29 protein-coding genes are annotated in these 25,410 nt (G+C 61.8%); 17 read left to right on the forward strand and 12 right to left on the reverse strand.

Annotation, left to right across the window (positions count from 1 at the left end; translation table 11 throughout):
• Window positions 1–19: 19 nt before the first annotated feature.
• The 4 genes from NGM99_RS20300 (at window position 20) to NGM99_RS20315 (ending at window position 2,279) form a co-directional block, all read left to right on the forward strand.
• Window positions 20–253, forward strand: a complete 234-nt coding sequence (locus NGM99_RS20300) for a BolA/IbaG family iron-sulfur metabolism protein (RefSeq protein WP_252822356.1) — start codon at window positions 20–22, stop codon at window positions 251–253.
• 5 nt (window positions 254–258) lie between these two features.
• Window positions 259–465 (forward strand): hypothetical protein, encoded by a 207-nt coding sequence (locus NGM99_RS20305; RefSeq protein WP_252822357.1) that lies wholly within the window; start codon window positions 259–261, stop codon window positions 463–465.
• A gap of 91 nt (window positions 466–556) precedes the next feature.
• Complete coding sequence (gene grxD, locus NGM99_RS20310) at window positions 557–889, forward strand: Grx4 family monothiol glutaredoxin (RefSeq protein WP_252822359.1); 333 nt, start codon at window positions 557–559, stop codon at window positions 887–889.
• A gap of 124 nt (window positions 890–1,013) precedes the next feature.
• Entirely contained in the window at window positions 1,014–2,279 is a 1,266-nt protein-coding gene (locus NGM99_RS20315; RefSeq protein WP_252822361.1) for a multidrug effflux MFS transporter, read from the forward strand.
• Here the strand turns inward: NGM99_RS20315 and ttcA are convergent.
• The 4 genes from ttcA to NGM99_RS20335 form a co-directional block, all read right to left on the reverse strand.
• Window positions 2,276–3,073 (reverse strand): tRNA 2-thiocytidine(32) synthetase TtcA, encoded by a 798-nt coding sequence (ttcA, locus tag NGM99_RS20320; RefSeq protein ID WP_435371468.1) that lies wholly within the window; start codon window positions 3,071–3,073, stop codon window positions 2,276–2,278. The two genes, NGM99_RS20315 and ttcA, sit on opposite strands and share 4 nt — an antisense overlap.
• A gap of 123 nt (window positions 3,074–3,196) precedes the next feature.
• Window positions 3,197–3,814: a 30S ribosomal protein S4 gene (gene rpsD / locus NGM99_RS20325; RefSeq protein ID WP_252822365.1), complete on the reverse strand. Its 618-nt coding sequence runs from the start codon at window positions 3,812–3,814 to the stop codon at window positions 3,197–3,199.
• Window positions 3,815–4,053: 239 nt separating this feature from the next.
• A complete protein-coding gene (gene murI, locus NGM99_RS20330; protein ID WP_252822367.1) occupies window positions 4,054–4,839 on the reverse strand; it encodes a glutamate racemase in 786 nt (261 codons plus the stop codon).
• A complete protein-coding gene (locus NGM99_RS20335) occupies window positions 4,832–5,671 on the reverse strand; it encodes an RNA methyltransferase (protein ID WP_252822368.1) in 840 nt (279 codons plus the stop codon). Before NGM99_RS20335 ends, murI begins: the two co-directional genes overlap by 8 nt.
• A 109-nt stretch (window positions 5,672–5,780) precedes the next feature.
• Between NGM99_RS20335 and NGM99_RS20340 the strand changes: the two genes are divergently transcribed.
• The gene (locus NGM99_RS20340; protein WP_252822370.1) at window positions 5,781–6,995 is read left to right on the forward strand and encodes an NADP-dependent isocitrate dehydrogenase; all 1,215 of its coding nucleotides are present in this window, start codon (window positions 5,781–5,783) and stop codon (window positions 6,993–6,995) included.
• Between the two features lie 51 nt (window positions 6,996–7,046).
• Here the strand turns inward: NGM99_RS20340 and NGM99_RS20345 are convergent, their stop codons facing one another.
• Window positions 7,047–8,345 carry a cation:proton antiporter gene (locus tag NGM99_RS20345; protein WP_252822371.1) on the reverse strand — a complete coding sequence of 433 codons (1,299 nt, stop codon included), beginning with the start codon at window positions 8,343–8,345 and terminating at the stop codon, window positions 7,047–7,049.
• A 101-nt stretch (window positions 8,346–8,446) separates the two neighbouring features.
• Between NGM99_RS20345 and NGM99_RS20350 the strand changes: the two genes are divergently transcribed.
• A complete protein-coding gene (locus tag NGM99_RS20350) occupies window positions 8,447–8,815 on the forward strand; it encodes a PRC-barrel domain-containing protein (RefSeq protein ID WP_252822372.1) in 369 nt (122 codons plus the stop codon).
• 56 nt (window positions 8,816–8,871) lie between these two features.
• On the opposite strand, the gene alaS is transcribed toward NGM99_RS20350, so the two are convergent.
• The 3 genes from alaS to NGM99_RS20365 form a co-directional block, all read right to left on the reverse strand.
• The gene (alaS, locus tag NGM99_RS20355) at window positions 8,872–11,532 is read right to left on the reverse strand and encodes an alanine--tRNA ligase (RefSeq protein WP_252822373.1); all 2,661 of its coding nucleotides are present in this window, start codon (window positions 11,530–11,532) and stop codon (window positions 8,872–8,874) included.
• Between the two features lie 176 nt (window positions 11,533–11,708).
• The gene (gene recA, locus NGM99_RS20360) at window positions 11,709–12,788 is read right to left on the reverse strand and encodes a recombinase RecA (RefSeq protein ID WP_252822374.1); all 1,080 of its coding nucleotides are present in this window, start codon (window positions 12,786–12,788) and stop codon (window positions 11,709–11,711) included.
• Between the two features lie 233 nt (window positions 12,789–13,021).
• Window positions 13,022–13,372: a gamma-butyrobetaine hydroxylase family protein gene (locus NGM99_RS20365; RefSeq protein WP_435371465.1), complete on the reverse strand. Its 351-nt coding sequence runs from the start codon at window positions 13,370–13,372 to the stop codon at window positions 13,022–13,024.
• Between the two features lie 124 nt (window positions 13,373–13,496).
• Between NGM99_RS20365 and moaA the strand changes: the two genes are divergently transcribed.
• The 8 genes from moaA (at window position 13,497) to NGM99_RS20405 (ending at window position 19,981) form a co-directional block, all read left to right on the forward strand.
• Entirely contained in the window at window positions 13,497–14,492 is a 996-nt protein-coding gene (moaA, locus tag NGM99_RS20370) for a GTP 3',8-cyclase MoaA (protein WP_252822376.1), read from the forward strand.
• Between the two features lie 70 nt (window positions 14,493–14,562).
• Complete coding sequence (locus NGM99_RS20375) at window positions 14,563–15,483, forward strand: DMT family transporter (protein WP_252822377.1); 921 nt, start codon at window positions 14,563–14,565, stop codon at window positions 15,481–15,483.
• On the forward strand, window positions 15,483–16,058 hold the full coding sequence (gene mobA, locus NGM99_RS20380; protein WP_252822378.1) for a molybdenum cofactor guanylyltransferase MobA: 576 nt from the start codon (window positions 15,483–15,485) through the stop codon (window positions 16,056–16,058). Before NGM99_RS20375 ends, mobA begins: the two co-directional genes overlap by 1 nt.
• The gene (gene mobB, locus NGM99_RS20385; protein WP_252822380.1) at window positions 16,055–16,564 is read left to right on the forward strand and encodes a molybdopterin-guanine dinucleotide biosynthesis protein B; all 510 of its coding nucleotides are present in this window, start codon (window positions 16,055–16,057) and stop codon (window positions 16,562–16,564) included. The genes mobA and mobB overlap by 4 nt, the downstream gene beginning before the upstream one ends.
• Before the next feature lie 148 nt (window positions 16,565–16,712).
• On the forward strand, window positions 16,713–17,486 hold the full coding sequence (locus NGM99_RS20390) for an ABC transporter substrate-binding protein (RefSeq protein ID WP_252822430.1): 774 nt from the start codon (window positions 16,713–16,715) through the stop codon (window positions 17,484–17,486).
• Window positions 17,487–17,565: 79 nt separating this feature from the next.
• The gene (locus NGM99_RS20395; RefSeq protein ID WP_252822381.1) at window positions 17,566–18,276 is read left to right on the forward strand and encodes an ABC transporter permease; all 711 of its coding nucleotides are present in this window, start codon (window positions 17,566–17,568) and stop codon (window positions 18,274–18,276) included.
• Entirely contained in the window at window positions 18,273–19,094 is an 822-nt protein-coding gene (locus NGM99_RS20400; protein WP_252822383.1) for an ABC transporter permease, read from the forward strand. Before NGM99_RS20395 ends, NGM99_RS20400 begins: the two co-directional genes overlap by 4 nt.
• Before the next feature lie 14 nt (window positions 19,095–19,108).
• Window positions 19,109–19,981 carry an NAD(P)-dependent oxidoreductase gene (locus NGM99_RS20405; protein WP_252822385.1) on the forward strand — a complete coding sequence of 291 codons (873 nt, stop codon included), beginning with the start codon at window positions 19,109–19,111 and terminating at the stop codon, window positions 19,979–19,981.
• 9 nt (window positions 19,982–19,990) lie between these two features.
• Here NGM99_RS20405 and NGM99_RS20410 read toward each other — a convergent pair whose 3' ends face one another.
• The 3 genes from NGM99_RS20410 to NGM99_RS20420 all read right to left on the reverse strand — a co-directional run bounded on the left by NGM99_RS20410 (window position 19,991) and on the right by NGM99_RS20420 (window position 21,816).
• Window positions 19,991–20,485, reverse strand: a complete 495-nt coding sequence (locus tag NGM99_RS20410) for an Lrp/AsnC family transcriptional regulator (RefSeq protein ID WP_252822387.1) — start codon at window positions 20,483–20,485, stop codon at window positions 19,991–19,993.
• Window positions 20,486–20,593: 108 nt separating this feature from the next.
• Entirely contained in the window at window positions 20,594–21,211 is a 618-nt protein-coding gene (locus NGM99_RS20415) for a uracil-DNA glycosylase family protein (protein WP_435371469.1), read from the reverse strand.
• Entirely contained in the window at window positions 21,211–21,816 is a 606-nt protein-coding gene (locus tag NGM99_RS20420) for a thermonuclease family protein (RefSeq protein WP_252822391.1), read from the reverse strand. Before NGM99_RS20420 ends, NGM99_RS20415 begins: the two co-directional genes overlap by 1 nt.
• An 85-nt stretch (window positions 21,817–21,901) precedes the next feature.
• Between NGM99_RS20420 and NGM99_RS20425 the strand changes: the two genes are divergently transcribed.
• Window positions 21,902–23,422, forward strand: a complete 1,521-nt coding sequence (locus NGM99_RS20425; RefSeq protein ID WP_252822393.1) for a sensor histidine kinase — start codon at window positions 21,902–21,904, stop codon at window positions 23,420–23,422.
• Here the strand turns inward: NGM99_RS20425 and NGM99_RS20430 are convergent.
• Complete coding sequence (locus tag NGM99_RS20430; protein WP_252822432.1) at window positions 23,419–24,372, reverse strand: nicotinate-nucleotide--dimethylbenzimidazole phosphoribosyltransferase; 954 nt, start codon at window positions 24,370–24,372, stop codon at window positions 23,419–23,421. The genes NGM99_RS20425 and NGM99_RS20430 overlap by 4 nt on opposite strands.
• Window positions 24,373–24,474: 102 nt before the next feature.
• Between NGM99_RS20430 and NGM99_RS20435 the strand changes: the two genes are divergently transcribed.
• Both NGM99_RS20435 and NGM99_RS20440 read left to right on the forward strand, forming a co-directional pair.
• Window positions 24,475–24,708 (forward strand): DUF1289 domain-containing protein, encoded by a 234-nt coding sequence (locus tag NGM99_RS20435; RefSeq protein WP_252822395.1) that lies wholly within the window; start codon window positions 24,475–24,477, stop codon window positions 24,706–24,708.
• On the forward strand, window positions 24,705–25,409 hold the full coding sequence (locus NGM99_RS20440) for a retropepsin-like aspartic protease family protein (protein ID WP_252822397.1): 705 nt from the start codon (window positions 24,705–24,707) through the stop codon (window positions 25,407–25,409). The genes NGM99_RS20435 and NGM99_RS20440 overlap by 4 nt, the downstream gene beginning before the upstream one ends.
• The last annotated feature ends 1 nt before the right edge of the window (window position 25,410 follow it).

The raw sequence follows: 25,410 nt of genomic DNA on the forward strand, positions 1-25,410 counted from the left end.
GTCTCATAGGAGAACCGCCATGCCCATGGACGCACGCGACATCGAAGCCATGATCCGGCAAGGTATCCCCGATGCCAAGGTCACGATCCGTGACCTTGCCGGCGACGGTGACCACTACGCAGCGGAAGTCGTGGCGGAGAGCTTTCGCGGCAAGAGCCGGGTCCAGCAACACCAGATGGTCTATCAGGCCTTGCAGGGTAACATGGGCGGTGTGCTTCATGCGCTCGCCCTCCAAACCAGCGTGCCGGAATAGAGACCATGTCGATCGTCTCCACCCTCTTCCGTTACGTGCTCAACGGGGCGCTGAGCGAAGTGCTTCGCCGTACGACCCGTTCGCGCAGCCGCACGCGTTCGACCGGCTTGTCGGAAACCGTCCTGCGCGAGGTGGTCAAGGCCGCGAAGCCGAGCAAACGGCAAGTGCGGCGCAAGCGCAGCACAGCATCATCTCGCCGCGACAAGGACTGAGCGCGGAAAGACCAACCTTGTAACGACCTGTTCCAAGGGCTAGTTGAAAGACGAAACCGTTTTCCGGCAAGGCCTTCGAGAGGATTGCACCATGACCGCCATCAACGACTACATCGACAGCGAAGTGAAGAGCCAGGACGTCGTGCTTTTCATGAAGGGTACGCCCGGCTTCCCGCAATGCGGCTTTTCCGGGCAGGTCGTGCAGATCCTCGACTATCTCGGCGTGGACTATAAGGGCGTGAACGTTCTGACTTCGGCCGAACTGCGTCAAGGCATCAAGGACTATTCGTCCTGGCCCACCATCCCGCAGCTTTACGTGAAGGGTGAGTTCGTCGGCGGCTGCGACATCATCCGCGAGATGTTCCAAGCAGGCGAATTGCAGTCCTTCTTTGAAGACAAGGGCATTGCGGCGAAGGCTGCCTGACCCTTCTTTACTGGGTTGATCTTGGCGGGTGCGAGGACTAGTTTCCCGCCCGCGGACGAAGCGCCGGCCTTTCCCGGCGCTTTTTCTTTTGTCGTCCCCGCCTCATCATTGCCGGAGCATGCCCATGGATCAGCAGGTTACCCCGCTGTCGACGGAACGCCCTTTGGGTATTCCCCGCTGGGAGTTCATCGCACTGGCAGCAGCCCTCATGGCGCTCAACGCCCTCGCCATCGACATCATGCTTCCCGGCCTTCAACAGATGGGCGAGAGCCTCGGTGTCATGGAGGAAAATCACCGGCAATATGTGATCAGCGCCTATTTCGGCGGGCTTGGCATCGCTTTGTTGTTTTACGGTCCGCTTTCCGATCGCTTCGGACGGCGCAAACCGTTGCTGACCGGTCTCGTGATTTATGTTGGTGCAGCCTTCTGCGCAGGCTTCGCACCTAATTTCGAAACGCTTCTCGCCTTGCGCTTCATTCAGGGCGTAGGTGCAGCTTCGACACGCGTGATTGCCGTTTCCGCCGTACGCGACCGCTTTGGCGGACGTCAGATGGCTGAGATCATGTCGCTCGTCTTCATGGTATTCATGGTCATTCCGGTGGTGGCACCTTCGATCGGTCAGCTGGTGATGATCTTTGCCGAATGGCACTGGATTTTTATCGTCATGGCGATGGGTGCGGCGTTGATCACACTATGGGCATTTCTGCGCCTGCCTGAGACGCTGGAACCCGAGCGCCGCCGCCCGATCTCGGTGAGGGCTATCGCGAGTGCCTTCGGCACGGTTCTCACCAACCGCATCTCGATCTTCTACACGCTCGCCTCGACCATCATCTTCGGCTCGCTGTTCGGCTTCATCAACTCGGCCCAGCAGGTCTATGTCGGCATCTATCAGCTCGGCACATGGTTTCCGGTCGTCTTCGCCCTGGTTGCCGCCTTCATGGCGCTGTCCTCGTTCCTGAACTCGCGCCTCGTGGTGAAGATCGGAATGCGCAGACTTTCGCATGGCGCCATCATCGGCTTCACGCTCGTCAGCCTGATCTGGCTGGCTTTATCCCTTCAGGGGGTCGTGCCGCTGCCGATCTTCCTCGCCCTCTTCGCGCTGGCCATGTTTCAATTCGGCTGGATCGGCTCGAACTTCAACTCTCTGTCGATGGAGCCGCTCGGTCATATCGCCGGCACAGCTTCTTCCGTCCAAGGCTTTATCCAGACGATCGGCGGGGGCATCATCGGTGCATTCGTCGGCCAATCTTTCGATGGAACGACGACGCCGCTCGCCATGGGCTATGCTGGCGTAGGCCTGCTTGGCATCGTGATGGTTCTGATCGCCGAACGCGGCAAACTCTTCGGCACGACCTCGGGCGCGGTCCCGGTCGAGCCCGGCGGGCACTAGGCGCTGGGCGTGAGGCCGGCGAAATCGAACAGCGCGCGGTCGAGCAGATGCGATGGCCGCGCGTTGGCAAGTGCACGCAGCATCGTGTCCTTGCGGCCCGGCATGCGCTTCTCGATATCGTCAAGCATCGCCTTGGTGAGGTTGCGCTGAAGCCCGTCCTGGCTGCCACAGAGATCGCACGGAATGATCGGAAAACGCATCGCTTCGGCAAAGCGCGCGAGATCGCTTTCCGCGCAAAGGCTGAGAGGCCGAAGCAGCGTTAAATCACCTTCGTCGTTCAAGAGCTTCGGTGGCATGGCGGCAAGCCGCCCACCGTGGAAGAGATTCATGAAGAAGGTCTCGAGAATATCCTCGCGGTGATGCCCGAGCACCAGCGCCTGACACCCCTCCTCACGCGCCACGCGATAAAGGTTGGCACGGCGCAGGCGTGAGCAGAGCGAGCAATAGGTCGCGCCTTCCGGTACCTTCTCCTTCACCACCGAATAGGTATCGCGATACTCGATCCGATGCGGCATGCCATGGCGCGTCAGCCAGTCTGGCAGCACGTGTTTCGGAAAGTTCGGCTGGCCCTGATCGAGATTGCAGGCGATCAGCTCGACAGGCAGCAGCCCGCGCCATTTGAGATCGAGCAACAGCGCCAGGAGCCCGTAAGAATCCTTGCCACCCGAAAGCGCCACCAGCCAGCGTTCGCCGGGGCGGACCATCGCATAGTCATCCAGCGCTTGGCGCAGGTTTCGATGAAGCCGCTTGCGCAGCTTGTTGAACTCGACGGAACGCGGCGCCTCCAGAAACATCGGATGGCAGGCGCTCGCATCGTCGTCGGGAACTGGCACGTGCTGGTTCATGATTATTCCATAGACCAAAAGAAAAGGCCGCGCACGGGGCGCGGCCTTATCCAATTCAGTGAGCTGAACCGATCAGCGCGAGTAGAACTCGACCACGAGGTTCGGTTCCATCTGGACCGCGAACGGCACGTCGGCCAGACCCGGAACGCGGTTATAGGTGGCGGTCAGCTTGTTGTGGTCCGCTTCGATATAGTCCGGAACGTCGCGCTCGGCGAGCTGAACGGCTTCGAGCACGATCACGAGCTGCTTCGACTTCTCGCGCACCTCGATCACGTCGCCCGGCTTGCAGCGGTACGAGCCGATATTGGTGCGGCGCCCGTTCACGTTCACATGGCCGTGGTTGATGAACTGGCGTGCGGCGAAGATGGTCGGCACGAACTTGGCGCGGTACACCACCGCATCCAGACGCGACTCGAGCAGGCCGATCAGGTTCTCCGAGGTGTCGCCCTTGCGGCGGTTGGCCTCGTCATAGGTCTTGCGGAACTGCTTTTCGGAGATGTCGCCATAGTGACCCTTAAGCTTCTGCTTGGCGCGCAGCTGCAGGCCGAAGTCGGACATCTTGCCCTTGCGGCGCTGGCCGTGCTGGCCGGGGCCGTATTCACGACGGTTGACCGGGGACTTCGGGCGGCCCCAGATGTTTTCGCCGAGACGGCGATCGATCTTGTATTTCGCGGATTCGCGCTTGCTCATCGCATTTCCTCAAATGATGAAGAGGCTTCGCGGACGGCGAAACCTCAAGGAAACGCGCCCTCCTCTGGCTCCCTTTTTCGGAGCCTGACAGGACCACCGCCAACGCTTGGAGGGGTAGTCCACGGGACACGTCAAATGAAACACCGGGCTTTGCGGCCCGGCGTTGGCGGGCTGGATAGTGGATTGATAAAGCGGTGTCAAGGAACGGTATCGAATTGAAGCAGTGGCAGCCAAAGTCATCATGCTGCCAGCCCGAACCCCTGCATCATCCGTCGCGTCACGTAGTTGATCTTGCCCGAAGTGAACACGGCCTGATCCACTCCGGACACGCCCTCGCCTTCCGCCAGCTCTGGCAGCAGCGAAACTGCCCGCCGCGCGATCGCTTCGGCCGGGTCCAGCCAATCCACCGGCCACGGCGCGGTCTTCCGCATGCGGTTCGCTAGAAACGGATAATGCGTGCAGGCAAGCACGACGATATCCGTCCGTCTCTCACCCTGCTCGATGAAGCACGGCTCGATCTCGGCGCGCACCGCCGCCTCGTCCACGAAGCCGTCGCGCATATAGGTTTCGGCAAGCCCCGCGAGCGCGACGCTGCCAACCAGCCGCACATGGCACTTCGAGGCCCATTTGCTGATCAGGTCGCGCGTATATTGCCGCTTCACGGTACCTGGCGTGGCGAGCACTGAAACGAGCCCCGACGCCGTGCGCTCTGCCGCCGGCTTGATGGCCGGCACCGTGCCGACGAAGGGATGACCCGGGAACCGCTCGCGCAAGGCGTCGATCACCAGCGTCGATGCCGTGTTGCAAGCGATCACAGACACGGCGGGCCGATAGGTCTCGAGAAGCGTCGCGAACAGATCGAGGATATGCGATTTCAACGCCGGCTCCTCCCAATTGCCATAGGGAAACGCCTTGTCATCCGCCACATACACGAAACGCCGTCCCGGCATCAGCACGCGGGCTTCGCGCAAGACCGTCAGCCCACCCACGCCGGAATCGAACATCAGAACCGGCGCATCACGCATTCTCATCGCTCTCCTGGCCGCGACCCGTGCCTGCCGCGCGATCGGCCTCGGCCTTTCGTTCAGGGTATCCCTGCCCACGCGGCTCCTTGGGCGAAAAGTAGTCGAGCGATGCGACGATGCCGCGCAAGACCTTGATCTCCGCTTCGGTGAAACTCGGACGGGTCAGCACGGCGCGCAGGTTGTCGACCATCTTGGGCTTCTTCGGGGCGGGTCGGAAATAGCCGCGCGTATCCAGCGCGCTTTCGAGATGGTCGAGCAGACCCTGAAGCTGGTGCTTCTCGGCTGGAATCATTTCCGGGCTCGAGAATGCCGTGTCGGTCTCCTTCGCGAGACCCGACTTCATCCATTCATAGGCCATCAAAAGCACAGCCTGCGCGATGTTGAGCGAGGCATAGTCTGGATTGACCGGGAAAGTGACGATGGCATCCGCCAGCCCGACCTCTTCGTTGTAAAGCCCGAACCGCTCGCGACCGAACATGATGCCAGTGCGCTGCCCTGCCCGCTCGCGCGCCCGCAAAATGCCCGCAGCTTCCACCGGTGCCAGCACGGGCTTGAAGTTGTCGCGCTGCCGTGCGGTCGTAGCGAGCACATGGGTAAGATCGGCGAGCGCGGACGGCAGGTCCGGGAACACTTTGGTCGCAGCGATCACATGGTCGGCACGGCTCGCAGCGGCCACCGCCTTTTCGTTCGGCCAGCCATCGCGTGGATTGACGAGGCGCAACTCATCCAGGCCGAAATTCGCCATGGCGCGCGCTACCATGCCGATGTTCTCGCCGAGCTGCGGCTCGACCAGCACGATCACCGGTCCTGCGGTCTTCTTTTCTTCGCTCATTCCAGCTCGCTGAACCGCCCACGCGGCTTTGCCTGTCACGATGCGGGTGTTATAGGGGCCGCGCTCCTATTTCCATATGGCCCAGTGCCGAACGCGCGAAGGTAGATTGATGGCGAAGATCAAGGTGGACAATCCGGTCGTCGAACTCGACGGCGATGAAATGACCCGGATCATCTGGCAGTTCATCAAGGACAAGTTGATCCACCCCTATCTCGACATCCCGCTCGAATATTACGACCTCTCCGTCGAAAACCGCGACGCCACCGAGGATCAGGTGACGGTCGATGCGGCCAACGCCATCAAGAAGCATGGCGTGGGCGTCAAATGCGCCACCATCACGCCTGACGAAGGCCGCGTGAAGGAATTCAACCTCAAGAAGATGTGGCGGTCGCCCAACGGCACGATCCGCAACATTCTGGGCGGCGTGATCTTCCGCGAGCCGATCATCATGCAGAATGTGCCGCGCCTCGTACCCGGCTGGACGCAGCCGATCATTGTCGGCCGTCACGCCTATGGCGACCAGTATCGCGCGACCGATTTCAAATTCCCCGGCAAGGGCAAGCTTACGATCAAGTTCGTCGGCGAAGACGGCCAGACTATCGAACATGAGGTTTTCGACGCGCCGAGCTCGGGTGTGGCGCTCGCCATGTACAATCTCGACGACTCGATCCGCGAGTTCGCCCGCGCCTCGTTCAACTACGGTCTGCAGCGCGGTTACCCCGTCTATCTCTCCACCAAGAACACGATCCTGAAGCAGTATGATGGCCGCTTCATGCAGCTCTTCCAGGAGATTTTCGACGCCGAGTTCGCCGACGCGTTCAAGGAAAAGAAGATCTGGTACGAGCACCGCCTGATCGATGACATGGTGGCCTCGGCGCTGAAGTGGTCGGGCGGCTATGTCTGGGCCTGCAAGAATTATGATGGCGACGTGCAGTCCGATATCGTCGCGCAGGGCTTCGGCTCGCTCGGCCTGATGACCTCCGTGCTGATGACGCCGGATGGCAAGACGGTTGAGGCCGAAGCCGCGCACGGCACGGTGACGCGTCACTATCGCCAGCATCAGAAGGGCGAGGAAACCTCGACCAACTCTATCGCCTCGATCTTCGCCTGGACACGCGGCCTGCTGCATCGCGCCAAGCTCGACGACAATGCGGAACTGAAGCGCTTCGCCGAAACGCTCGAGCGCGTCTGCATCGAGACCGTGGAATCGGGCCACATGACCAAAGACCTATCGCTGCTGATCGGTCCCGATCAGCCTTGGCTCTCGACCACGGGCTTCCTCGACAAGATTGATGAGAACCTTCAGAAGGCGATGGCGGCCTAAGCAAATCGGATCGGCCCCGGATGAAAATCCGGGGCCGATTTGCTTCAGGCATCAGGCGGCATCCTGTTTGCCTTTCAATCCCGGCGGCGGAAGATCGGCCTTGTCCGGGTCCACACCACGCCAGCGGTCGAAGGCGCGCATCAGCGGCGTGACGGTAACGCCGTGAAGAAGGATCGAGAACAGCACGATCACGGACACGATCGTCCAGAGCCGTCCGCCATCCACGAACTTGCCGTGGTTCAAGCCATAGGCGAGGTAGTAGAACGTGCCGACGCCGCGAATTCCGAAAAATGAGATCAGCCACTTGTCACGCATGGCAAGACTAGAGCGTGCAAGCCCGATGATGCCGGCAAGCGGCCGGATCACCAGCACGAGCACGCCAGCGAAGACCCATTCGTACCAGCCGATCCCGCTCAGGATGCCGCCCGCGAGCGCGCCACCGAAGATCAAGAGCAAGGCCATCATGGTCACTCGTTCGACCTGTTCGATGAAGGCATGCATTTCGTCGTGAAACCCGTGTTCGCGATGCGAATGGCGGAATGTCAGCGCTGTGATGAACACGGCGAGAAAGCCGTAGCAGTGCAGGATTTCGGTGACGCCATATGAGACGAAGGTTGCCGCCAGCGCGATGAAGCCGTCGCCTGTGCGCTCCAGCCGGCTGCTGATTGGCATATGGAACGTCACCCAGCCGAAGGCACGGCCGATGGCCCAGCCCGCCAGCACACCGAAACCGACTTCCCAGAGCACCCGATAAGTGAACCATTCCGCGACCCAGGCGCGGCCGGGCTCGTTCGCCACGGTGGAAAGGATGATCGCCAAGTGAACGAATGGAAACGCGAAGCCGTCATTGAGCCCGGCTTCCGAGGTAAGGCTGAAGCGAACCTCGTCCTCCTCCCCGGTGCGCGGCGGTCCGACCTGCACGTCGGATGCCAGAACCGGGTCGGTGGGCGCCAGTGCGCTTGCAAGAAGCAGCGCAGTCGACAATGGCAAACCGAGCCACGATTGGCCGAACAGCATCATCATCAGAATGCTGATCGGCATCGTGACGCCGAGCAGGAGGAACGTCACGCTCCAGTGCTTGACGTTGAAGATGCGGTCGATTTTCAGGCCCGCTCCCATCAACGCGATGATCACCACGAATTCCGTGACGCGCTCGGTAACCTCCGGGAAATCCAGCGGCAGCGGCGGCGTGGCGGTGAAGGGTAGCGCGAAGAGCGCCCAGCCTATGGCGATGAAAATGATAGGCACCGAGAGCGGCAGACGGGTGAGCACAAGCGGCAGCCACGCCACGAAAGCGATCAGGAAGCCAGCCGCCGTCAGCACGATGATGTAGGGATCGGGCGCTGTCATCGCCGGGCCAACTCTCCGATGGGCAAAGTGGCCACAGATTGAAACCTCTCGGCTCCGCAACCATTTCGCCAACGTCCACTCAACAACAGGAGTTGCACCTGATGACTTTTTCCCGACTGCTCGCTTCGGCCTTCCTTGCGGCAGCCATCACAACCCCGGCGCTCGCGCAGACGACCTGGGTCGAAATCGATGACGATGTCGCGCTTCAGCCGTGGGGCTCAACGGTCGATGCCGTCGAGGAGTTGGATGTGATTGGCACCAACGGCACGAAGATCGGCGAAGTCGAGGAAGTCGTGGGCACCGCGCCGGGCACCCCATCGGCCATTGTCGTGGATTTCTCCGACGACAGCCCATACGGCAACCGTCCCGATGCAGTCGTGCCGCTCGACCAGTTCACCTTCGACAACAACCGCCTGACGCTGACGGCGGACGCCGCGACGGTAAGCGGCTTTGAAGCCTACGACGATTGACACGTTAGTTCTAAAACAGAAAACGGCCGGTGTCTCCACCGGCCGCTTTTATTCGATCAGCCTGCGAGCGCCGCTCTGACGGCCGCAACCGCCTCCTGCGCCTTCGACCCATCCGGCCCACCGGCCTGGGCCATGTCAGGGCGACCGCCGCCGCCCTGCCCGCCAAGTGCGGCTGACGCCAGACGCACCAGATCGACGGCGCTGTAGCGATCCTTGAGATCATCGGTCACACCGACCACGACACTTCCCTTGCCGTCATCGCCCTGGCCCACGAAGACGACCACACCAGAGCCGAGCGACTGCTTGCCGGAGTCGGCCAGCGGCTTGAGGTCCTTCGGCGAAATGCCGGACACGACCTTGCCGAGGAAACCGACGCCGTTGACCTTTTCCGCCGCATCGCCGTCCGATTTCGTGCCACCGCCAAGCGCGAGTTGTCGGCGCGCCTCGCTCAATTCGCGCTCCAGCTTGCGACGTTCTTCGACCAACGCCTCGACACGCGCGGGCACATCGGCCGGGGCGACCTTGAGTGCAGAAGCGGTAGCCTTGAGGCGACGATCCTGCTCGTCGAGATAGCGCCTGGCAGCATCGCCCGTCAGCGCCTCGATGCGGCGCACGCCGGCCGAAACCGCGCTGTCGGACACGACACGGATCAGGCCGATATCGCCGGTCGCATTCACATGCGTGCCACCACAGAGCTCGATGGAATAGGCTTTGCCGGCCTTCTCGCCCTCGTTGGCGATGCCCATCGAAACGACACGCACCTCGTCGCCATACTTCTCGCCGAACAGCGCCATCGCACCTTCTGCGATGGCATCGTCGGGTGTCATCAGGCGTGTGGAGACAGGCGCATTCTGGATGACGATGGAATTTGCCAGCGCCTCGACCTGCTCCAGTTCGGAAGCGTCGATCGGCTTCTGGTGTGAAACGTCGAAGCGCAGGCGTTCCGGTGCGACAAGCGAGCCCTTCTGCGCCACATGCTTGCCCAGCACCTCGCGCAAAGCCTCATGCAGCAAGTGCGTCGCCGAATGGTTCGCTCGCAGGCGCGAACGCCGCGCGTGATCGACCTGAAGCTCGACCGCTGCGTTCTGGCGCACGGTGCCTTCCGAGACGGTGCCATAATGCATGAAGAGGCCGTCTGCCTTCTTCTGCGTGTCGGACACGGTAATCGTGAAGCCCTCGCCCTTGATCAAACCGGTATCGCCCTGCTGGCCGCCCGACTCGGCATAAAACGGCGTCTGGTTGACGACGATTGCGACATCCGTGCCGTGAACGACCTCCGCGACCTCCTTGCCGCCGACGACAAGCGCCTGGATCACGCCCTCGGCACCTTCTGTATCGTAGCCAAGGAATTCGGTTGCGCCGGTGCGTTCGCGGATCGGGAACCACACGGTTTCCGTCGCGGCCTCGCCCGAACCCGCCCAGTGGGCGCGAGCCTCGGCCTTCTGCCGCTCCATGGCCGTATCGAAACCTGCGAGATCGACCGAAATACCGCGCTGGCGCAAGGCATCCTGCGTGAGATCAAGTGGGAAGCCGTATGTGTCATAAAGGCGGAATGCCGTTTCGCCCGACAACTGCCCACCTTCGCTCAAACCTTCGGTCTCATCTGCAAGCAGCCCGAGGCCGCGTGACAGCGTCTTGCGAAAGCGCGTCTCTTCGAGCTTCAGCGTTTCCGCGATCAGCGGCTCCGCGCGCACCAGTTCGGGGTAGGCACGGCCCATTTCCGAGACTAGCGTCGGCAGCACGCGATACATCATCGGCTCACGTGCACCGAGCAACTGCAGATGGCGCATCGCGCGGCGCATGATGCGGCGAAGCACATAACCGCGGCCTTCGTTGGATGGCAGCACGCCGTCGGCAATCAGGAATGCGGAGGAGCGCAGATGGTCGGCGATCACCCGGAAGCTTGCAGCGCTGTCACCTTCTGCCTTGGCACCCACCACCTCTTCCGTGGTGCCAATCAGGGCGCGGAACAGATCGGTGTCGAAGACGCTCGGCACGCCCTGAAGGATCGAGGCCATGCGCTCCAGACCCATGCCGGTATCGATCGACGGACGCGGCAGCGGCACGCGCTCTCCCGGCGCCAGCTGATCGAACTGCATGAAGACAAGGTTCCAGAATTCGAGGAAACGGTCGCCATCCTCTTCCGCCGAACCGGGAGGGCCGCCCCAGATATGCTCGCCCCGATCGATGAAGATTTCCGAGCAGGGGCCACACGGGCCGGTATCGCCCATCTGCCAGAAATTGTCCGAGGTCGGGATGCGAATGATCTTGTCGTCCGAAAAGCCGGCGATCTTCTTCCACAACAGCGCCGCCTCGTCGTCTTCCGAATAAACGGTGACGAGCAGCTTGTCCTTGGGCAGGTCGAAACCCTTGGTGACAAGATTCCAGGCAAGTTCGATGGCGCCTTCCTTGAAATAGTCGCCGAATGAGAAATTGCCGAGCATCTCGAAAAAGGTCAGGTGGCGCGCGGTGTAGCCGACATTGTCGAGATCGTTGTGCTTGCCGCCGGCGCGCACCGACTTCTGTGCCGTGGTCGCGCGATTATAGGGACGCTTCTCGAGACCCGTGAAGACGTTCTTGAACTGCACCATCCCGGCATTGGTGAACATCAAGGTCGGGTCGTTACGCGGCACAAGCGGGCTCGAAGCCACGACCTCGTGTCCGTTTTTGCGGAAATAGTCGAGAAATGTCGACCTGATCTCGTTGACGCCGATCATGAAAGGATTCGCTCGTGATGCTGGGCGCGAACAGGAATTTCCCCCGCGCCGGAATTGAGAAGGTGCGGACTTTTATCCGCACGGCCTCTGCTCTGTCCAGAAAGGCGAGCATGGGTCAAAAGAAAAGCCGCCGATAATCACCGGCGGCTTCGATCTTTGGTTACGGAAAGCGACGCTTAAAGGTCGTCGCCGTCGCCACCTTCGCTGCGGTCGTTCTCCAAGAACTTCTCGGCGATCAGGCCAGCATTCTGGCGCAAGCCCTTCTCGATCTCGTTCGCCACGTCCGGATTGTCGCGCAGGAACAGCTTGGCGTTCTCGCGGCCCTGACCAAGGCGTTGGGAATTGTAGGAGAACCAGGCACCCGACTTCTCGACCACACCGGCTTTGACACCGAGGTCGATCAGTTCGCCCGTCTTCGACACGCCCTCGCCATACATGATGTCGAACTCGACCACCTTGAAGGGCGGCGCCATCTTGTTCTTCACCACCTTCACGCGGGTCGAGTTGCCGACCACTTCGTCGCGGTCCTTGACCGAGCCGATGCGACGGATGTCGAGACGCACCGAGGCATAGAACTTGAGCGCGTTGCCGCCCGTCGTGGTTTCGGGCGAGCCGAACATCACGCCGATCTTCATGCGGATCTGGTTGATGAAGATGACCATGCAGTTCGAGCGCGAGATCGAAGCGGTCAGCTTGCGCAGCGCCTGGCTCATCAGGCGGGCCTGAAGACCGGGCAGGGAATCGCCCATCTCGCCCTCGATTTCAGCGCGCGGCGTCAGTGCCGCGACCGAGTCGACCACGAGCACGTCGATGGCACCCGAGCGGACCAGCGTGTCGCAAATCTCCAGCGCCTGCTCGCCCGTGTCGGGCTGCGAGATCAGGAGGTTCTCGAGATCGACACCGAGCTTGCGGGCATAAACCGGATCGAGAGCATGCTCGGCGTCTACGAAGGCGCAGATGCCGCCCTTTTTCTGGGCTTCCGCCACCGTATGCAGCGCCATGGTCGTCTTGCCCGAGCTTTCCGGGCCATAGATCTCGATGATGCGGCCCTTGGGCAACCCACCAATGCCGAGCGCGATGTCGAGGCCGAGCGAACCGGTCGAAACGGTCGCGATCTCGGCCACCGGCTCATTGGCGCCGAGCCGCATGATGGAGCCCTTGCCGAAGGCGCGCTCGATCTGCGACAGGGCGGCGTCGAGCGCCTTGGTTCTATCCACCGATTTCTCCTCTACGAGCCGTAAATTGGCTTGAGACATGATATCACCCCTGTGACATGTTTGAAGGCCGGAGGCGACCCTCGTTGGATACTTCATGTACCTCTTTTGTTCTCATTTTGCAAGAGTGCGAAGTTATTCATTTTAAACAGGAAATCATTCCTGTTCGCATTTTGTTCACGCGCGCCCAAGCCGAGGTTTTCCAGAGACTTTTCTTGCCATCTGGACGATAAGTCGCTGCATCGGCTTCGCCTTTCGCTACCGCATGAATGTGTTCAACGCGGCTCGCGCTGAAGCCCCTTTTCAGTCAGCTCGGCAAGGTAGCCGTTCCACCGTGCCTCCCTCTCCCTGCCGAGCGTTGAAAGATAGCTCCAGGTAAAGATTCCGGTATCGTGCCCATCGTCGAAGGTGATGCGGATGGCATAATTGCCCGTTGGCTCGATGCGCGAAATCGTCACGTCGCGCTTGCCACCGACCGTCACGCGCTGCTCCGGCGAATGCCCCTGAACCTCGGCCGAAGGCGACAACACGCGAAGCATTTCTGCGGGCAGCGCAAAGCTTTCCGCCCCGAACGAGACCGTCAGGAGTTTACGATCCTTGCTCACACGGATTTCAGTCGGGGTCACCACGATCGGTCCTTTCAGGCGGAGAGATCCCGCTTAAAGCAGTTCGTACGATGCGCGAAGCCTTGAAGATTCGGTCTTTCCGGCCAACATTGAGCAGAATGTCCCGCATCGCAGTCCACCTTCCATGAGCATGATCGACCCATTCGGGCGCCGGATCGAATATCTGCGCGTTTCGGTCACCGACCGCTGCGACTTCCGCTGCACCTATTGCATGGCGGAAGACATGACTTTTCTTCCCAAGCGCGACCTGCTCTCGCTCGAAGAACTCGACCGCCTATGCACCGTCTTCATCGAAAAGGGCGTGCGCAAGCTCCGCCTGACGGGTGGCGAGCCTCTCGTGCGACGCAACATCATGGAACTCGTGCGGGGTATGTCGCGCCACCTGGAAAGCGGTGCGCTGCATGAATTGACACTGACCACCAACGGCTCCCAGCTCGCGCGTTTCGCTGGCGAACTCGCCTTGGCGGGCGTAAAACGCATCAACGTCTCGATCGACACGCTCGACCCGGATAAGTTCAAGGCGATCACCCGTCGCGGCGACCTCTCAATCGTGATGAAGGGCCTCGATGCGGCACAGGCGGCTGGCCTTCACGTCAAGCTCAATGCCGTTGCGCTGAAGAACTTCAACGACCGCGAAATCCCCTCGCTGATGCGTTGGGCTCATGGCCGCGGCATGGACCTGACCGTGATCGAGACGATGCCCATGGGCGAGATCGATCAGGATCGCACTGATATGTATATGCCACTCTCCGTTCTGCGCGAGCAGCTGGACGAAGAGTTCACCTTGACTGAACTGCCATTCCGAACCGGTGGGCCGGCCCGCTATGTTTCGGTCGCGGAGACTGGTGGCCGACTGGGCTTCATCACCCCCCTTACCCATAATTTCTGTGAAGGCTGCAACCGCGTCCGCGTCACCTGCACCGGCACGCTTTATATGTGTTTGGGCCAGGACGATGCCGCCGATCTGCGAACGCCGATGCGTGCCTCGGAGGGCAACGAGCTTCTGGCGAATGCCATCGATGAGGCGATCCTACGCAAACCCAAGGGGCATGATTTCGTGATCGACCGCCTGACGCGCAAGCCTACCGTCAGCCGCCACATGAGCGTGACAGGGGGCTGACGCTCTCCTTTGGTCTTGCTTGAAAGGGCCAAGCTGCTAGACGCCGAGGCAACAAACGGTTGCCTCCACCTTGCCTCTTTCCCCGAATGCCCGTGGCGCACTCTTCATGGTGCTCTCGACTGTCGGCTTCATCAGCAATGACAGCGTGACGAAATACATCTCGTCCTTCATGAATATCGGCCAGGTGATGCTGCTGCGCGGGATCATCGCCACTGCCCTCATCGCGCTTCTGGCATTTCATCGTCGCGAGCTGACCTTCGGCCGCGAAGCGCTGCACCCGCTGATGCTCCTGCGCTCACTGGCTGAAGTCGCGTCCACGATCTGCTTTCTGACCGCCCTCACCCACCTGCCGCTCGCCAACGCCTCGGCGCTGTTTCACTTCCTGCCGCTCGCAACGACGATGGCGGCGGCACTCTTTCTCCGCGAAACTGTGGGCTGGCGGCGCTGGCTCTCGATCTTGGCTGGCCTCATCGGGGTGCTCCTGATCGTTCAGCCGGGCGCCGACCAGTTCAATGCGTTCTCGCTGCTGGTGCTGGCCAGCGTCGGCTTTTCCACTCTCCGCGATCTGGCGACCGCACGTGCGCCCGCCACCGTCCCGCCGATCATGATGTCGGTCGTCACCTCGGCGCTCGTCACCCTTGCTGGCGGCTTTCTCGTTGTGCCGTTCGGCGGCTGGACGCCGGTCGAACCCTGGCACTTCATCTTTTTTACAATGGGGGCGATACTCGTGCTGACGGGCTATCAGGGGGTCATTCTCGCGATGCGAACCGGCGAACTCTCTTTCGTGGCGCCATTCCGCTATGTGGGCCTCGTCTACGCCTTTCTGCTCGGCTACCTCATCTTCGGCGAAGTACCGAACGCACTGATGTTCTTGGGCTCCGCCATCGTGCTCGGCTCGGGCATCTACATGCTTTATCGTGAACGCGTGCGAGGTGGGAAGCTGGCGGCGCAGGCAACCGCCTCGCCCGGCATGGCCCCGGACGGCCTGTGATGCGCATTGCGGGCGTGGTACTGGCGGGTGGGCGGTCGAGCCGCATGGGGTTCGACAAGGCTTTCGCAACGCTCCGAGGCGAACCGCTTCTCGCCCGCGCGGTGCGCCGTTTGCAGGTGCAAGTGGAAGCGGTAGCCGTGAATTCCAATGCCGATCACGATCGATTTCTGGCACTCGGCCTGCCGATCCTGCCCGACACGGTGCCCGACCATCCCGGACCGCTGGCCGGCATACTCGCGAGCCTGGAATGGGCTTCCTCGCGTGCGGATGCTGTCGTGACGGTTGCAGTCGACACACCCTTTTTCCCGGACGACCTCATTGCGAAGCTCGCGGAAGACGGCGTCGATCAGGCAGCGGTTGCTGCCACTAATCGACTTCATCCGACATTCGCACTTTGGCCGACGTATGTTCGCGAACGCCTCCCCTGCTTCCTGCGCGAAGACGAAAAGCGGCGCGTCACCGGATTCCTCGATCTGATCGGCTTTCGCACGGTGACATGGCCCGCCGTTCCAAACGATCCGTTCTTCAACATCAACACGCCGGACGATCTGAGGGCGGCGGAGGCCATGGCATGACGCAGCGCATTTTCGGCATCACCGGCTGGAAGAATTCCGGCAAGACCACGCTGACCGAGAAGCTGGTGCGCGAACTCACCGCGCGCGGCCATACGGTTTCGACCGTCAAGCATGCGCATCACAGCTTTGACATCGACAAGCCGGACACCGACAGCTTCCGCCACCGCGCGGCCGGCGCGAGCGAGGTTGCGATCGTGGGCGGCGAACGTTGGGCCATCATGCATGAGTTGCGTGGCGCGGATGAACCGAGCCTCGAAGAGGTCATCGCTCGTCTAAGCCCCTGTGACGTCGTTCTGGTCGAAGGCTACAAGCGCGAAGGTCATGCCAAGCTCGAAGCACGCCGGCTCGATGCGCGCGACACGCAGCCGATGAGCCGCTTCGACGAGACGATCGTTGCGATTGCCGCCGATCACCGACCCGAAAACGAGACGGTGCCGGTCTTCGGCCTCGATGACGCCTCAGCCATCGCCGATTTCATCGAGCTTCATGTCGGCTTGAAAAAGTGACGCAAAGCCCCGGGAAAGCGTGGCTTTCGGCATGCAGTGCGGTTGCAATCCTTTTGCCGGGGATGCCAGTATCACAACCAGCGGGCGCCATCGAGAAAGTCCGACGCCGGAAACAGAGGGTTCGGCGAAATCTGCAGGAAGGTCTGAAATGAAGCATAGTCTCCGCGCAGCTTTCGCTGCTACGGCTCTCTCGCTGGCGCTCGGAAGCGCGAGCGCACAGGATACGATCCGCATTGCCTCCGAAGGCGCCTATCCGCCCTTCAACTCGCTCAATGCCGCCGGCGAGCTCGAAGGGTTCGATATCGATATGGCGAAAGCTCTTTGCGAAGAGATGAAGGCGCAGTGCACCCTTGTGACGCAGGACTGGGATGGCATGATCCCCGGCTTGCAGGCGGGCAAGTTCGACGCAGTCATCGCCTCGATGTCCATCACGCCTGAACGCCTCGAAAAGGTGGATTTCTCCAAGAAATACTATAACACCCCGCCCGCGATCGTTGCTCCCAAGGATACCGACATCAAGGGCGTGACGAAGGAAGATCTCGCCGGAAAGACGATCGGCGTGCAGGGCTCGACCACCCATTTCAACTATGCTGAGAAAACCTACACCGACAGCGAAGTTAAGGCTTATCCGACCGCCGACGAATACAAGCTCGACCTTGCCAATGGCCGCCTCGACGCGGTGAGCGACGATATTGTCACTCTTTCCCAGTGGCTCGAAACCTCTGATGGTGCATGCTGCAAGCTCGTCGGGCAGATCACGCCGGTCGTTGAGATCCACGGTCCGGGCGCCGGTGTTGCGGTGAAGAAGGGCAATACGGCTCTCGCCGATAAGTTCACGGCAGCCATTGCGGCCATCCGTGCGAACGGCAAGTACAAGAAAATCAACGACAAATACTTCAAGTTTGACGCCTATGGCGGCTGAGTGGAAGCCATGTTGGTTTCAACAACCGACGGCGGGCTGATGCCCGCCGTTTGGCTGCAGGACGGCACCGAACGGTCCGATGGATAACTTTGCCACCCTTTTGAGTTTCGGGCCTGAGGGCTGGGGCGACGACATCGCTTGGGGCGTGCTCGTCACGGTCTCCCTTTCGCTCGCCACGCTTCCGATCGGTCTTGCAGCCGGGTTCGCCGTCGCGCTCGCGAAGCGCTCCAAAGAGCGCCCGCTCCGCCTTGCCGGCAATATCTACACGACCATCTTTCGCGGCTTGCCTGAACTTCTGACGCTGTTCCTCGTCTATTACGGCGCTCAGATCGGAATCCAGCAGGTGGTGACGTTCTTTTCGCCGGACGCTCGGATCGAGATCAACAGCTTCCTTGCCGGCATGGTCGCGCTCGGCGTCGTACTGTCGTCCTATGCGAGCGAAGTCTTCCTGTCCGCCTTTCGCGCCATTCCGCACGGCCAGTATGAGGGCGGTTACGCGCTGGGCCTGCGTCGGTCGGCGACCATGCGGCTCGTCATTATGCCGCAACTTTTCCGCATCGCGTTGCCCGCCCTCACCAATCTGTGGCTGAACCTCATCAAGGATACGGCCCTTGTTTCGGTCATCGGGCTCGCGGATATCCTGCGTCAGGTCGGCATCGCCGCAAGGGTGACCAAGCAGGCCTTCCTGTTCTACGGGGTCGCCTGCGCACTTTACCTTGTGCTTGCGATCCTGTCTTCGATCCTCCTGTCCGGCATCGAACGCTCCGTGGCGCGAAGGGCGCCCGCATGAGCGTCGCGAGCGAAACGGTCGAGCGCCCCGCCCCACCGCCGCGCGGCTGGCCGACTGCCCGCATCGTCGGAACAGCCCTGCTCGCACTCTGGGCGGCCCTCGGTCTCGGACTCCTTGTCTATCTTGTTTCGGCCTGGAACCCCGAACTTTTCAGTCGATACGCGCCCTATTACCTGTCTGGGCTCATCACCACAGTCGAGCTGGTCGCCGTCTCCATCGTCATCGGCGCAGTTTTGTCCATCCCCATCGCCTTCGGTCGCATGTCGTCCAAGCGGCGGTTTGCGTGGCCAGCCTACGCCTTCGTTTATTTCTTCCGCGGCACGCCGCTGCTCGCACAGACCTTTCTCATCTATTACGGCTTCGGCTCCTTCCGTCCTGAGCTTCAGGCAGCCGGACTCTGGTGGTTTTTCCGCGAGGCGTGGTACTGCGCCATCTTCGCCTTCTCTCTCAACACCGCCGCCTATCAGGCTGAAATCCTTCGCGGGGCGCTTGAAAGCGTGGGGCGCGGGCAGTGGGAGGCGGGCAAGGCGCTCGGCCTTTCGAAATGGCTGATCTTCCGCAAGATCATCCTGCCACAGGCGATGCTCGTGGCACTGCGCCCTTATGGCAACGAGATCATCCTGATGATCAAGGGCTCGGCCATCGTCGCGATCATCACGGTCTATGACCTGATGGGTGAGACGCGACGCGCCTATTCGCGCACCTTCGATTTCCAGACCTATCTTTGGGCGGCACTGATTTATCTCGCCATCGTCGAATTCCTGCGCAACATCATCGATTTCATCGAAAGGCGCCTGACGCGCCACCTTAAGCGATAACCAAGGAGGTCATGATGGCGAGAACCGCATTCATCGGGCTCGGAGTCATGGGCTACCCCATGGCCGCCCATCTCAAGCACAAAGGCGGGCATGAGGTGACGGTCTATAACCGCACCACCGCCAAAGCCGAGAAATGGGCCTCTGAGCACGGAGGCGATTTTGCCGAAACGCCAGCCAAGGCGGCGAAGGACGCCGATTTCGTTTTCGCCTGTGTCGGCAACGACGACGATCTGCGCTCGGTCACGACCGGCGAGAACGGTGCATTTTCAGGCATGAAGACGGGCGCAGTCTTCATCGACCACACGACGGCTTCGGCCGCCGTTGCGCGCGAATTGGACGAAGCGGCACGCACGGCTGGCTTCCATTTCCTCGATGCTCCAGTTTCGGGCGGTCAAGCCGGTGCGGAGAACGGTACGCTCACGGTCATGGTCGGCGGCGAGCAGGACGTCTTCGATCGCGCCAAGCCGGTGATCGACGCCTATGCCCGCATGGTCGGCCTGATGGGCCCTGCCGGAAACGGTCAGCTGACGAAGATGGTCAACCAGATTTGCATCGCCGGCCTCGTTCAGGGGCTTTCGGAGGGGGTTCACTTCGCCAAGAGCGCGGGGCTCGACGTCGAACAGGTGATCGACGTGATCGCCAAGGGCGCGGCCGGCTCGTGGCAGATGGAAAACCGCCACAAGACCATGAACCAGAGCAGGTACGATTTCGGCTTCGCAGTGGACTGGATGCGCAAGGATCTGGGCATCTGCCTCGCGGAAGCTGACAGCAACGGCGCGAAGCTGCCCGTCACGGCTCTCGTCGACCAATTCTACAAGGAAGTGCAGAGCATGGGCGGCAACCGCTGGGACACGTCCTCGCTGCTCGCCCGTCTGGAGCGGAAGTGACCCGACCCGTCAGGCGGCGTTCGCGGACGCCGCCTCCTTGTCGAGCACCATATAGTCGAGCGGCAGTTCCGTCGTGCTCTTGATCTGCTCCATGGCAAACGACGAAGACACATCACGGATCTCGATCTTGGCGATCAGCCGTTTGTAGAATGCGTCATAAGCCGCGATGTCCGGCACGACCACGCGCAGGAGATAATCCACATCGCCGCTCATGCGATAGAACTCGATGACCTCCGGAAACTCGGCGATCACCTCCGAGAAGCGCCGTAGCCATTCATGGCTGTGCGAGTTGGTGCGGATCGAGACAAAGACCGTAACCCGCACATTGACCTTCTGCGGGTCGAGCACCGCCACGCGGCGCTTGATGACGCCCTCTTCCTCCAGTTTCTGGATGCGGCGCCAGCAAGGCGTGGTGGACAGGCCCACTTTCTTGGCGATGTCTGCCACAGCGAGCGTGGCATCCTCCTGCAACAGGCGGAGGATTTTGCGGTCGAGTCGGTCCATCCGAGCCCCCATGCGAAAAATCTTTCGAAAGATGCCGTGCTCACGACGCCTTCACAAGAAAGAATTTCTCGCGTTCCGCGAATTTGCGGGCAGAGGTTTCGGAAATCGCTAGAAAATGCGTGCACGGATTTCACGTTGAAGCACCGGCAGCAATTCCTTCTCGAACCACGGATGCTTTTTCAGCCACCCCGTATTGCGCCAGGACGGATGCGGCAGAGGGATCATGCGCGCACCCTCATTGCGCCCGTAGATCGACCGCCAGCCCTCCACGGTTGCCGTCAGCGACATGCCTCCACGACGACCGAGATGCCAGTTTTGCGCATACTGTCCGATCAGCAGAACGAGATCGACTTGCGGCATCAGCGACAAGAGCGACTTGCGCCATGTCGGCGCACATTCGCGTCGGGGCGGAATGTCGCTGCCGGCTGCATCATAGCCCGGGAAGCACATCCCCATGGGTGCGATGATGAAGTTGTGTGGGTGATAAAACTCCTCGCGGGTCACGCCCAGCCATTCCCGCAACCTGACGCCGGACGGATCATCGAAGGGGATGCCGCTCTGATGCGCACGGTTGCCCGGCGCCTGGCTCGCAATCATCACCCGCGCGGACGATGATTCCCACAGGATAGGCCGCGGCTCGTGCGGCAGAGGCGCACCCAGCGGCGCATCCCGGCAGATCCGGCAATTGCGGATGGCAGCGGCAAGTTCGGCCAAAGCAGGGTCGATCACTCGCTTGAGCCCGTCTTGATGCCCAGCCTCTCACCCAGCCGCACGAACCATTCCACGATCGGTTCGAACTCGAGTTCGGCTGCGTCACCATGGCGCTGGCGCCATTTCTTCGGATTCTCGAAAGTGCCGGCCCACATGCCCAGCCGCGCCGCTCGGGCCTCCGCCTGCTCGGCCTCGAAACCCTTTCCATAGGGTATCGCCCACCCACTGCGGACCTGCTCGGCATTCAGGTCCACGCCGCCCGCCGAGCAATCGCCCAGAAGGCGGCGATAGCGATCACGCTTCGTCGCCTTGCACGACACAGCCCGCGAGCCGACCAGATCGATCAGCGCGTCGCGCGACGCCTCCCCGCACGGATAAGCCTCGCCGTTACGACGACAAACCTGACGCAGTTCGGGCGCATCGATGCCGATCAATCTGATCTTCTCGCCATTCAAGGTCAGCGTATCGCCGTCATGGATCGAGGTCGGCCGACCACCTTGCGCGACCTCTTCCGGCTGGTTCAGCCGATCGGCAACCATGGAAAGCGCCACGAGGATAGAAACCGCGAGCGCCACGTCGCGCCAGCCGGCCGTACGGCCGACGCCGCCGTGTCTTGCCACCCGGCTCATATGGCAAAGGGAGTCTTAAGCATTATCCGCTTAAAGTCGTCAGGCAGCATTTCACTCATTCAACCGAAGCCCCTCAATGGCGCTGAATCGCCCCGGTCCGGCGGACAAGATCATTGTGGACCGACGCAAGGCCCATCGCAACGCGGAGACGGCCCGGACGGTTCGACAAACCCGCGACCGCCTGTCCCAGCAAGGCGGCTCGGCGTCGCACGACCGTGAAATCCTGAAAATCCACGCGCGTGCCGTACTCGGTGCCGGTGCAGCCATGCCACTGCTGATCATGGTCATGCTCGGCATCATGCTCATGTTGGGCTTTTTCCACGAAGCGCTGGCATGGGCCGGCATCGCTCTTGCCTGCCATGGTGGCCTCGTCTTCATCGCCTATCGCGTTCACAAGACGGAGATCGCGGCACTCGATCCTTCCCGCGTGCGGCAGATACTTCTCGCTGCGCATTTCCTGAGCGGCCTCGGCTGGGCCTATCTCGGTGCGATGGAATGTGCGGTTTGCGAGACCTCTCAATTCCCGGTCATCAAAGCCGCGATGCTCCTCGCCGCGATGGCGGTGACGGCACTGACCGCTTCTGCGCTCAGCGGCACTTTGCTGGCCACCTTCGCGCTGCCTCTCGCCTTGTTCGCGCTACTCGGAGCCGATCTTGCAGCTGTCAGCGAATGGGTGATGCTGCTGCTGCTGCTGGCAGCTCTCCCCTTTCTTTCGGTAGTCGCTCGCCAGCTTCACGGCAACACGCTGATGCTGCTGTCTTTCAAAGGGGAGAAGGACGCGCTCATCGCGGAACTCGAAACCGCCAGCGCCATGTCCGAAGAAGCGCGCCGACGCGCCGAGGAAGCCAACCTCGCCAAATCGCGTTTCCTGGCCTCGATGAGCCACGAGTTGCGCACACCGCTGAACGCCATTCTCGGCTTTTCCGAGGTCATGTCGAGCGAGGTGCTCGGCCCGATGCAGAACGAGACTTACCGGCAGTATTCGCGTGACATCCACGATTCGGGGCAGCACCTGCTCGACCTCATCAACGAGATCCTCGACCTGTCGCGGGTCGAAGCCGGCCGCTACCAGCTCAACGAGGAGCCGGTTCACCTTCGCGACGTCGTGCAGGATTGCTGTCGCCTGATAGAGGTGAAAGCCGCCAATAAGAGCATCAAGCTCGTCCGCCAGTTCGAGCAGGCAATGCCGCGCCTTTTCGCCGACGAGCGCGCCGTGCGTCAGATCACGCTCAACCTTCTGTCCAACGCGTTGAAGTTTTCGCCCTCCGGCACCGAGGTCATCATCCGCGTCGGCTGGACCACCGGCGGCGGCCAATATCTCAGCGTCACCGACAACGGACCCGGCATTCCGCCCGAAGAGATTCCGGTTGTGCTTTCCGCCTTCGGCCAAGGCTCGATTGCCATCAAAAGTGCTGAGCAGGGCACAGGTCTGGGCCTGCCCATCGTGCAGGGCCTTCTCAGCGTTCATGGCGGTGAATTCGAACTGCATTCGCGGCTGCGCGAGGGCACGGAGGCGGTCGCCATCTTCCCGCCGAGCCGTGTCATGGAAGAACTGCCTGCGCTGCCGACAGCGGCGAATGCGGGGCGGAAACGCTAGGCGATTTTTGCGGCCGTCTTGACCAAACCGGCCGCAATCGCACCGGCCGATCCGTCTCCGGTGGTGAGCCCAAGATCGAGCAGCGGTGCAAGTCCGAGCTTTTGGGCCAAATCGTCCAACTGAACACTGCCAAGCCGGTGCGCCAGTACGCAATGCTCCAAGGCGTTGGGCGCGAGCCGATAAAGGATCGCAGCTGCCGCCAAGGCAGGAATTCTATCCAGAATCACCGGCACCTTCTCCGCGCGCGCCGCGAGGATTGCTCCGAGTAAAGCGGCGAATTCGCGCCCGCCCAGGCGGCAAAGCAGGTCGAGCGGATCGTCCAAGTGCCCCCGATGCCGAACCACCGCAGCCTGTGCAGCCTCGCCGGCCCGTCGCCTGACATGCTCAGGTCCAGCGTCCGGCAGCCATGATGCAGCGTCGCCCCCCTCCAGCACCGACAGGATCGCGGCAGCGGAAACTTCCGCACCGACGCCGACCGACCCGAGAACCAGCAGGTCCGCCCCGCCCGCCACGGCCTCCATGCCAAAGGCAATGGTCGCCGCACAGCCGCGCTCGTCCAAGGCGGGCATTTCGGTAATGTCGTCGGTCGGATGTTCAAGCGCGAGCTCGAAGACCTTCAGGCCGAGATCGGCTTCCGCGCACAACGCATTGAGTCGTCCTTGCCCCTGGCTCAGCGTCTGAACCAACTCAGCCGTCGAGCCTGCAGGCAGCGCGGAAACGCCATGCCGTGCAACGCCGTGAGCGCCGGCGAACACCACCACAGTCGGGCGATTGACTGCGAGCACGGGCCGGCCGCGCCAGCCGGCGAGCCAGACAGCCAATTCGCTCAACCGATCCGCTAGGCCGAGTTTGGCACGAACCATTTCGGCTGCAGCGGAATTGGATGACGGAAGAGCCAGCAGAAGCTGTCGCGTGTCGTCGAGCGGGGATGGCGTGCCGGGTGCTTGCATGACGCCGAGATATTGCCTGCCGCGGCGCATCGCAACCGGTTCGTCGGCCCTTGCGCGCGAAGCCCCGACGGGCCATGTCTCGAAATCAGGAGCCTTGCCGCCGTGACTGCTATCGAATCCCCCTGCATTCTTGTCTGCTCGATCGACATGAAGACCGGCTACTGCTTCGGTTGCGGGCGCACGCGCGACGAAATTTCCGCATGGCTGAAGATGACGGTCGAAGAGCGCCGCGCCGTGATGGGCGAACTTCCAGCCCGGCTCGAAACCGTGGAGCGCCGTCCGCGCCGCGAGACACGTCGTACCCGCATGGCACGCGAGCGGAGCGAGCTGTCGTGAACCGCATCTTCTGGGTTCTGATGGCCATCCTCGGCGGAGCGCTCGTTCTACTGCTCGTCAACAACGACGCAGGCACGACCTTCGGCATGGCGAATGACGACTTCGCCCAGGCCGCCACGCTCGGCGCCATTGCGGTTCTGATTGCAGCCGGGCTCGTCGGACGCCGCATTCCGATGGGCGAGTTTACCCGAAACGTCGCGCTCTGGCTGCTGGCCGCTTTGGTGCTGGTCGCTGGCTATCAGTATCGCTACGAGTTGCAGGATGTGGCAAGTCGCGTCACCGCCGGCCTCGTGCCGACCAGCCCGGTTGCCTCGTTCGACGCCGAGGGCCGCGCGACCGTAATGCTCGACCGCGCGCTCAGCGGCCATTTCGAGACCACCGTGCGCATCGACGGCAAACCCGTCGATGTCATGATCGACACCGGTGCCTCGGCAACCGTTCTCACGTCTGCCGATGCCCGCCATGTCGGCATCGACGTGGATGCTCTCAGCTTCACGGTGCCTGTTTCAACCGCCAATGGCACGGCTCAGGCCGCTCGCAGTGTGGCCGGCGAGATCACCATCGGCGACATCACACGGCACAACGTGCCGATGCTCGTCGCTCAGCAGGGTGCGCTTGGTCAGAGCCTGCTCGGGATGAATTTCATCGGCACGCTTTCCGGCTTCGACATGCGCGGCGGGCGACTAACGCTCCGCGACTGAG

Source organism: Mesorhizobium liriopis (assembly GCF_024053505.1).
Classification (GTDB): domain Bacteria; phylum Pseudomonadota; class Alphaproteobacteria; order Rhizobiales; family Rhizobiaceae; genus Mesorhizobium_B; species Mesorhizobium_B liriopis.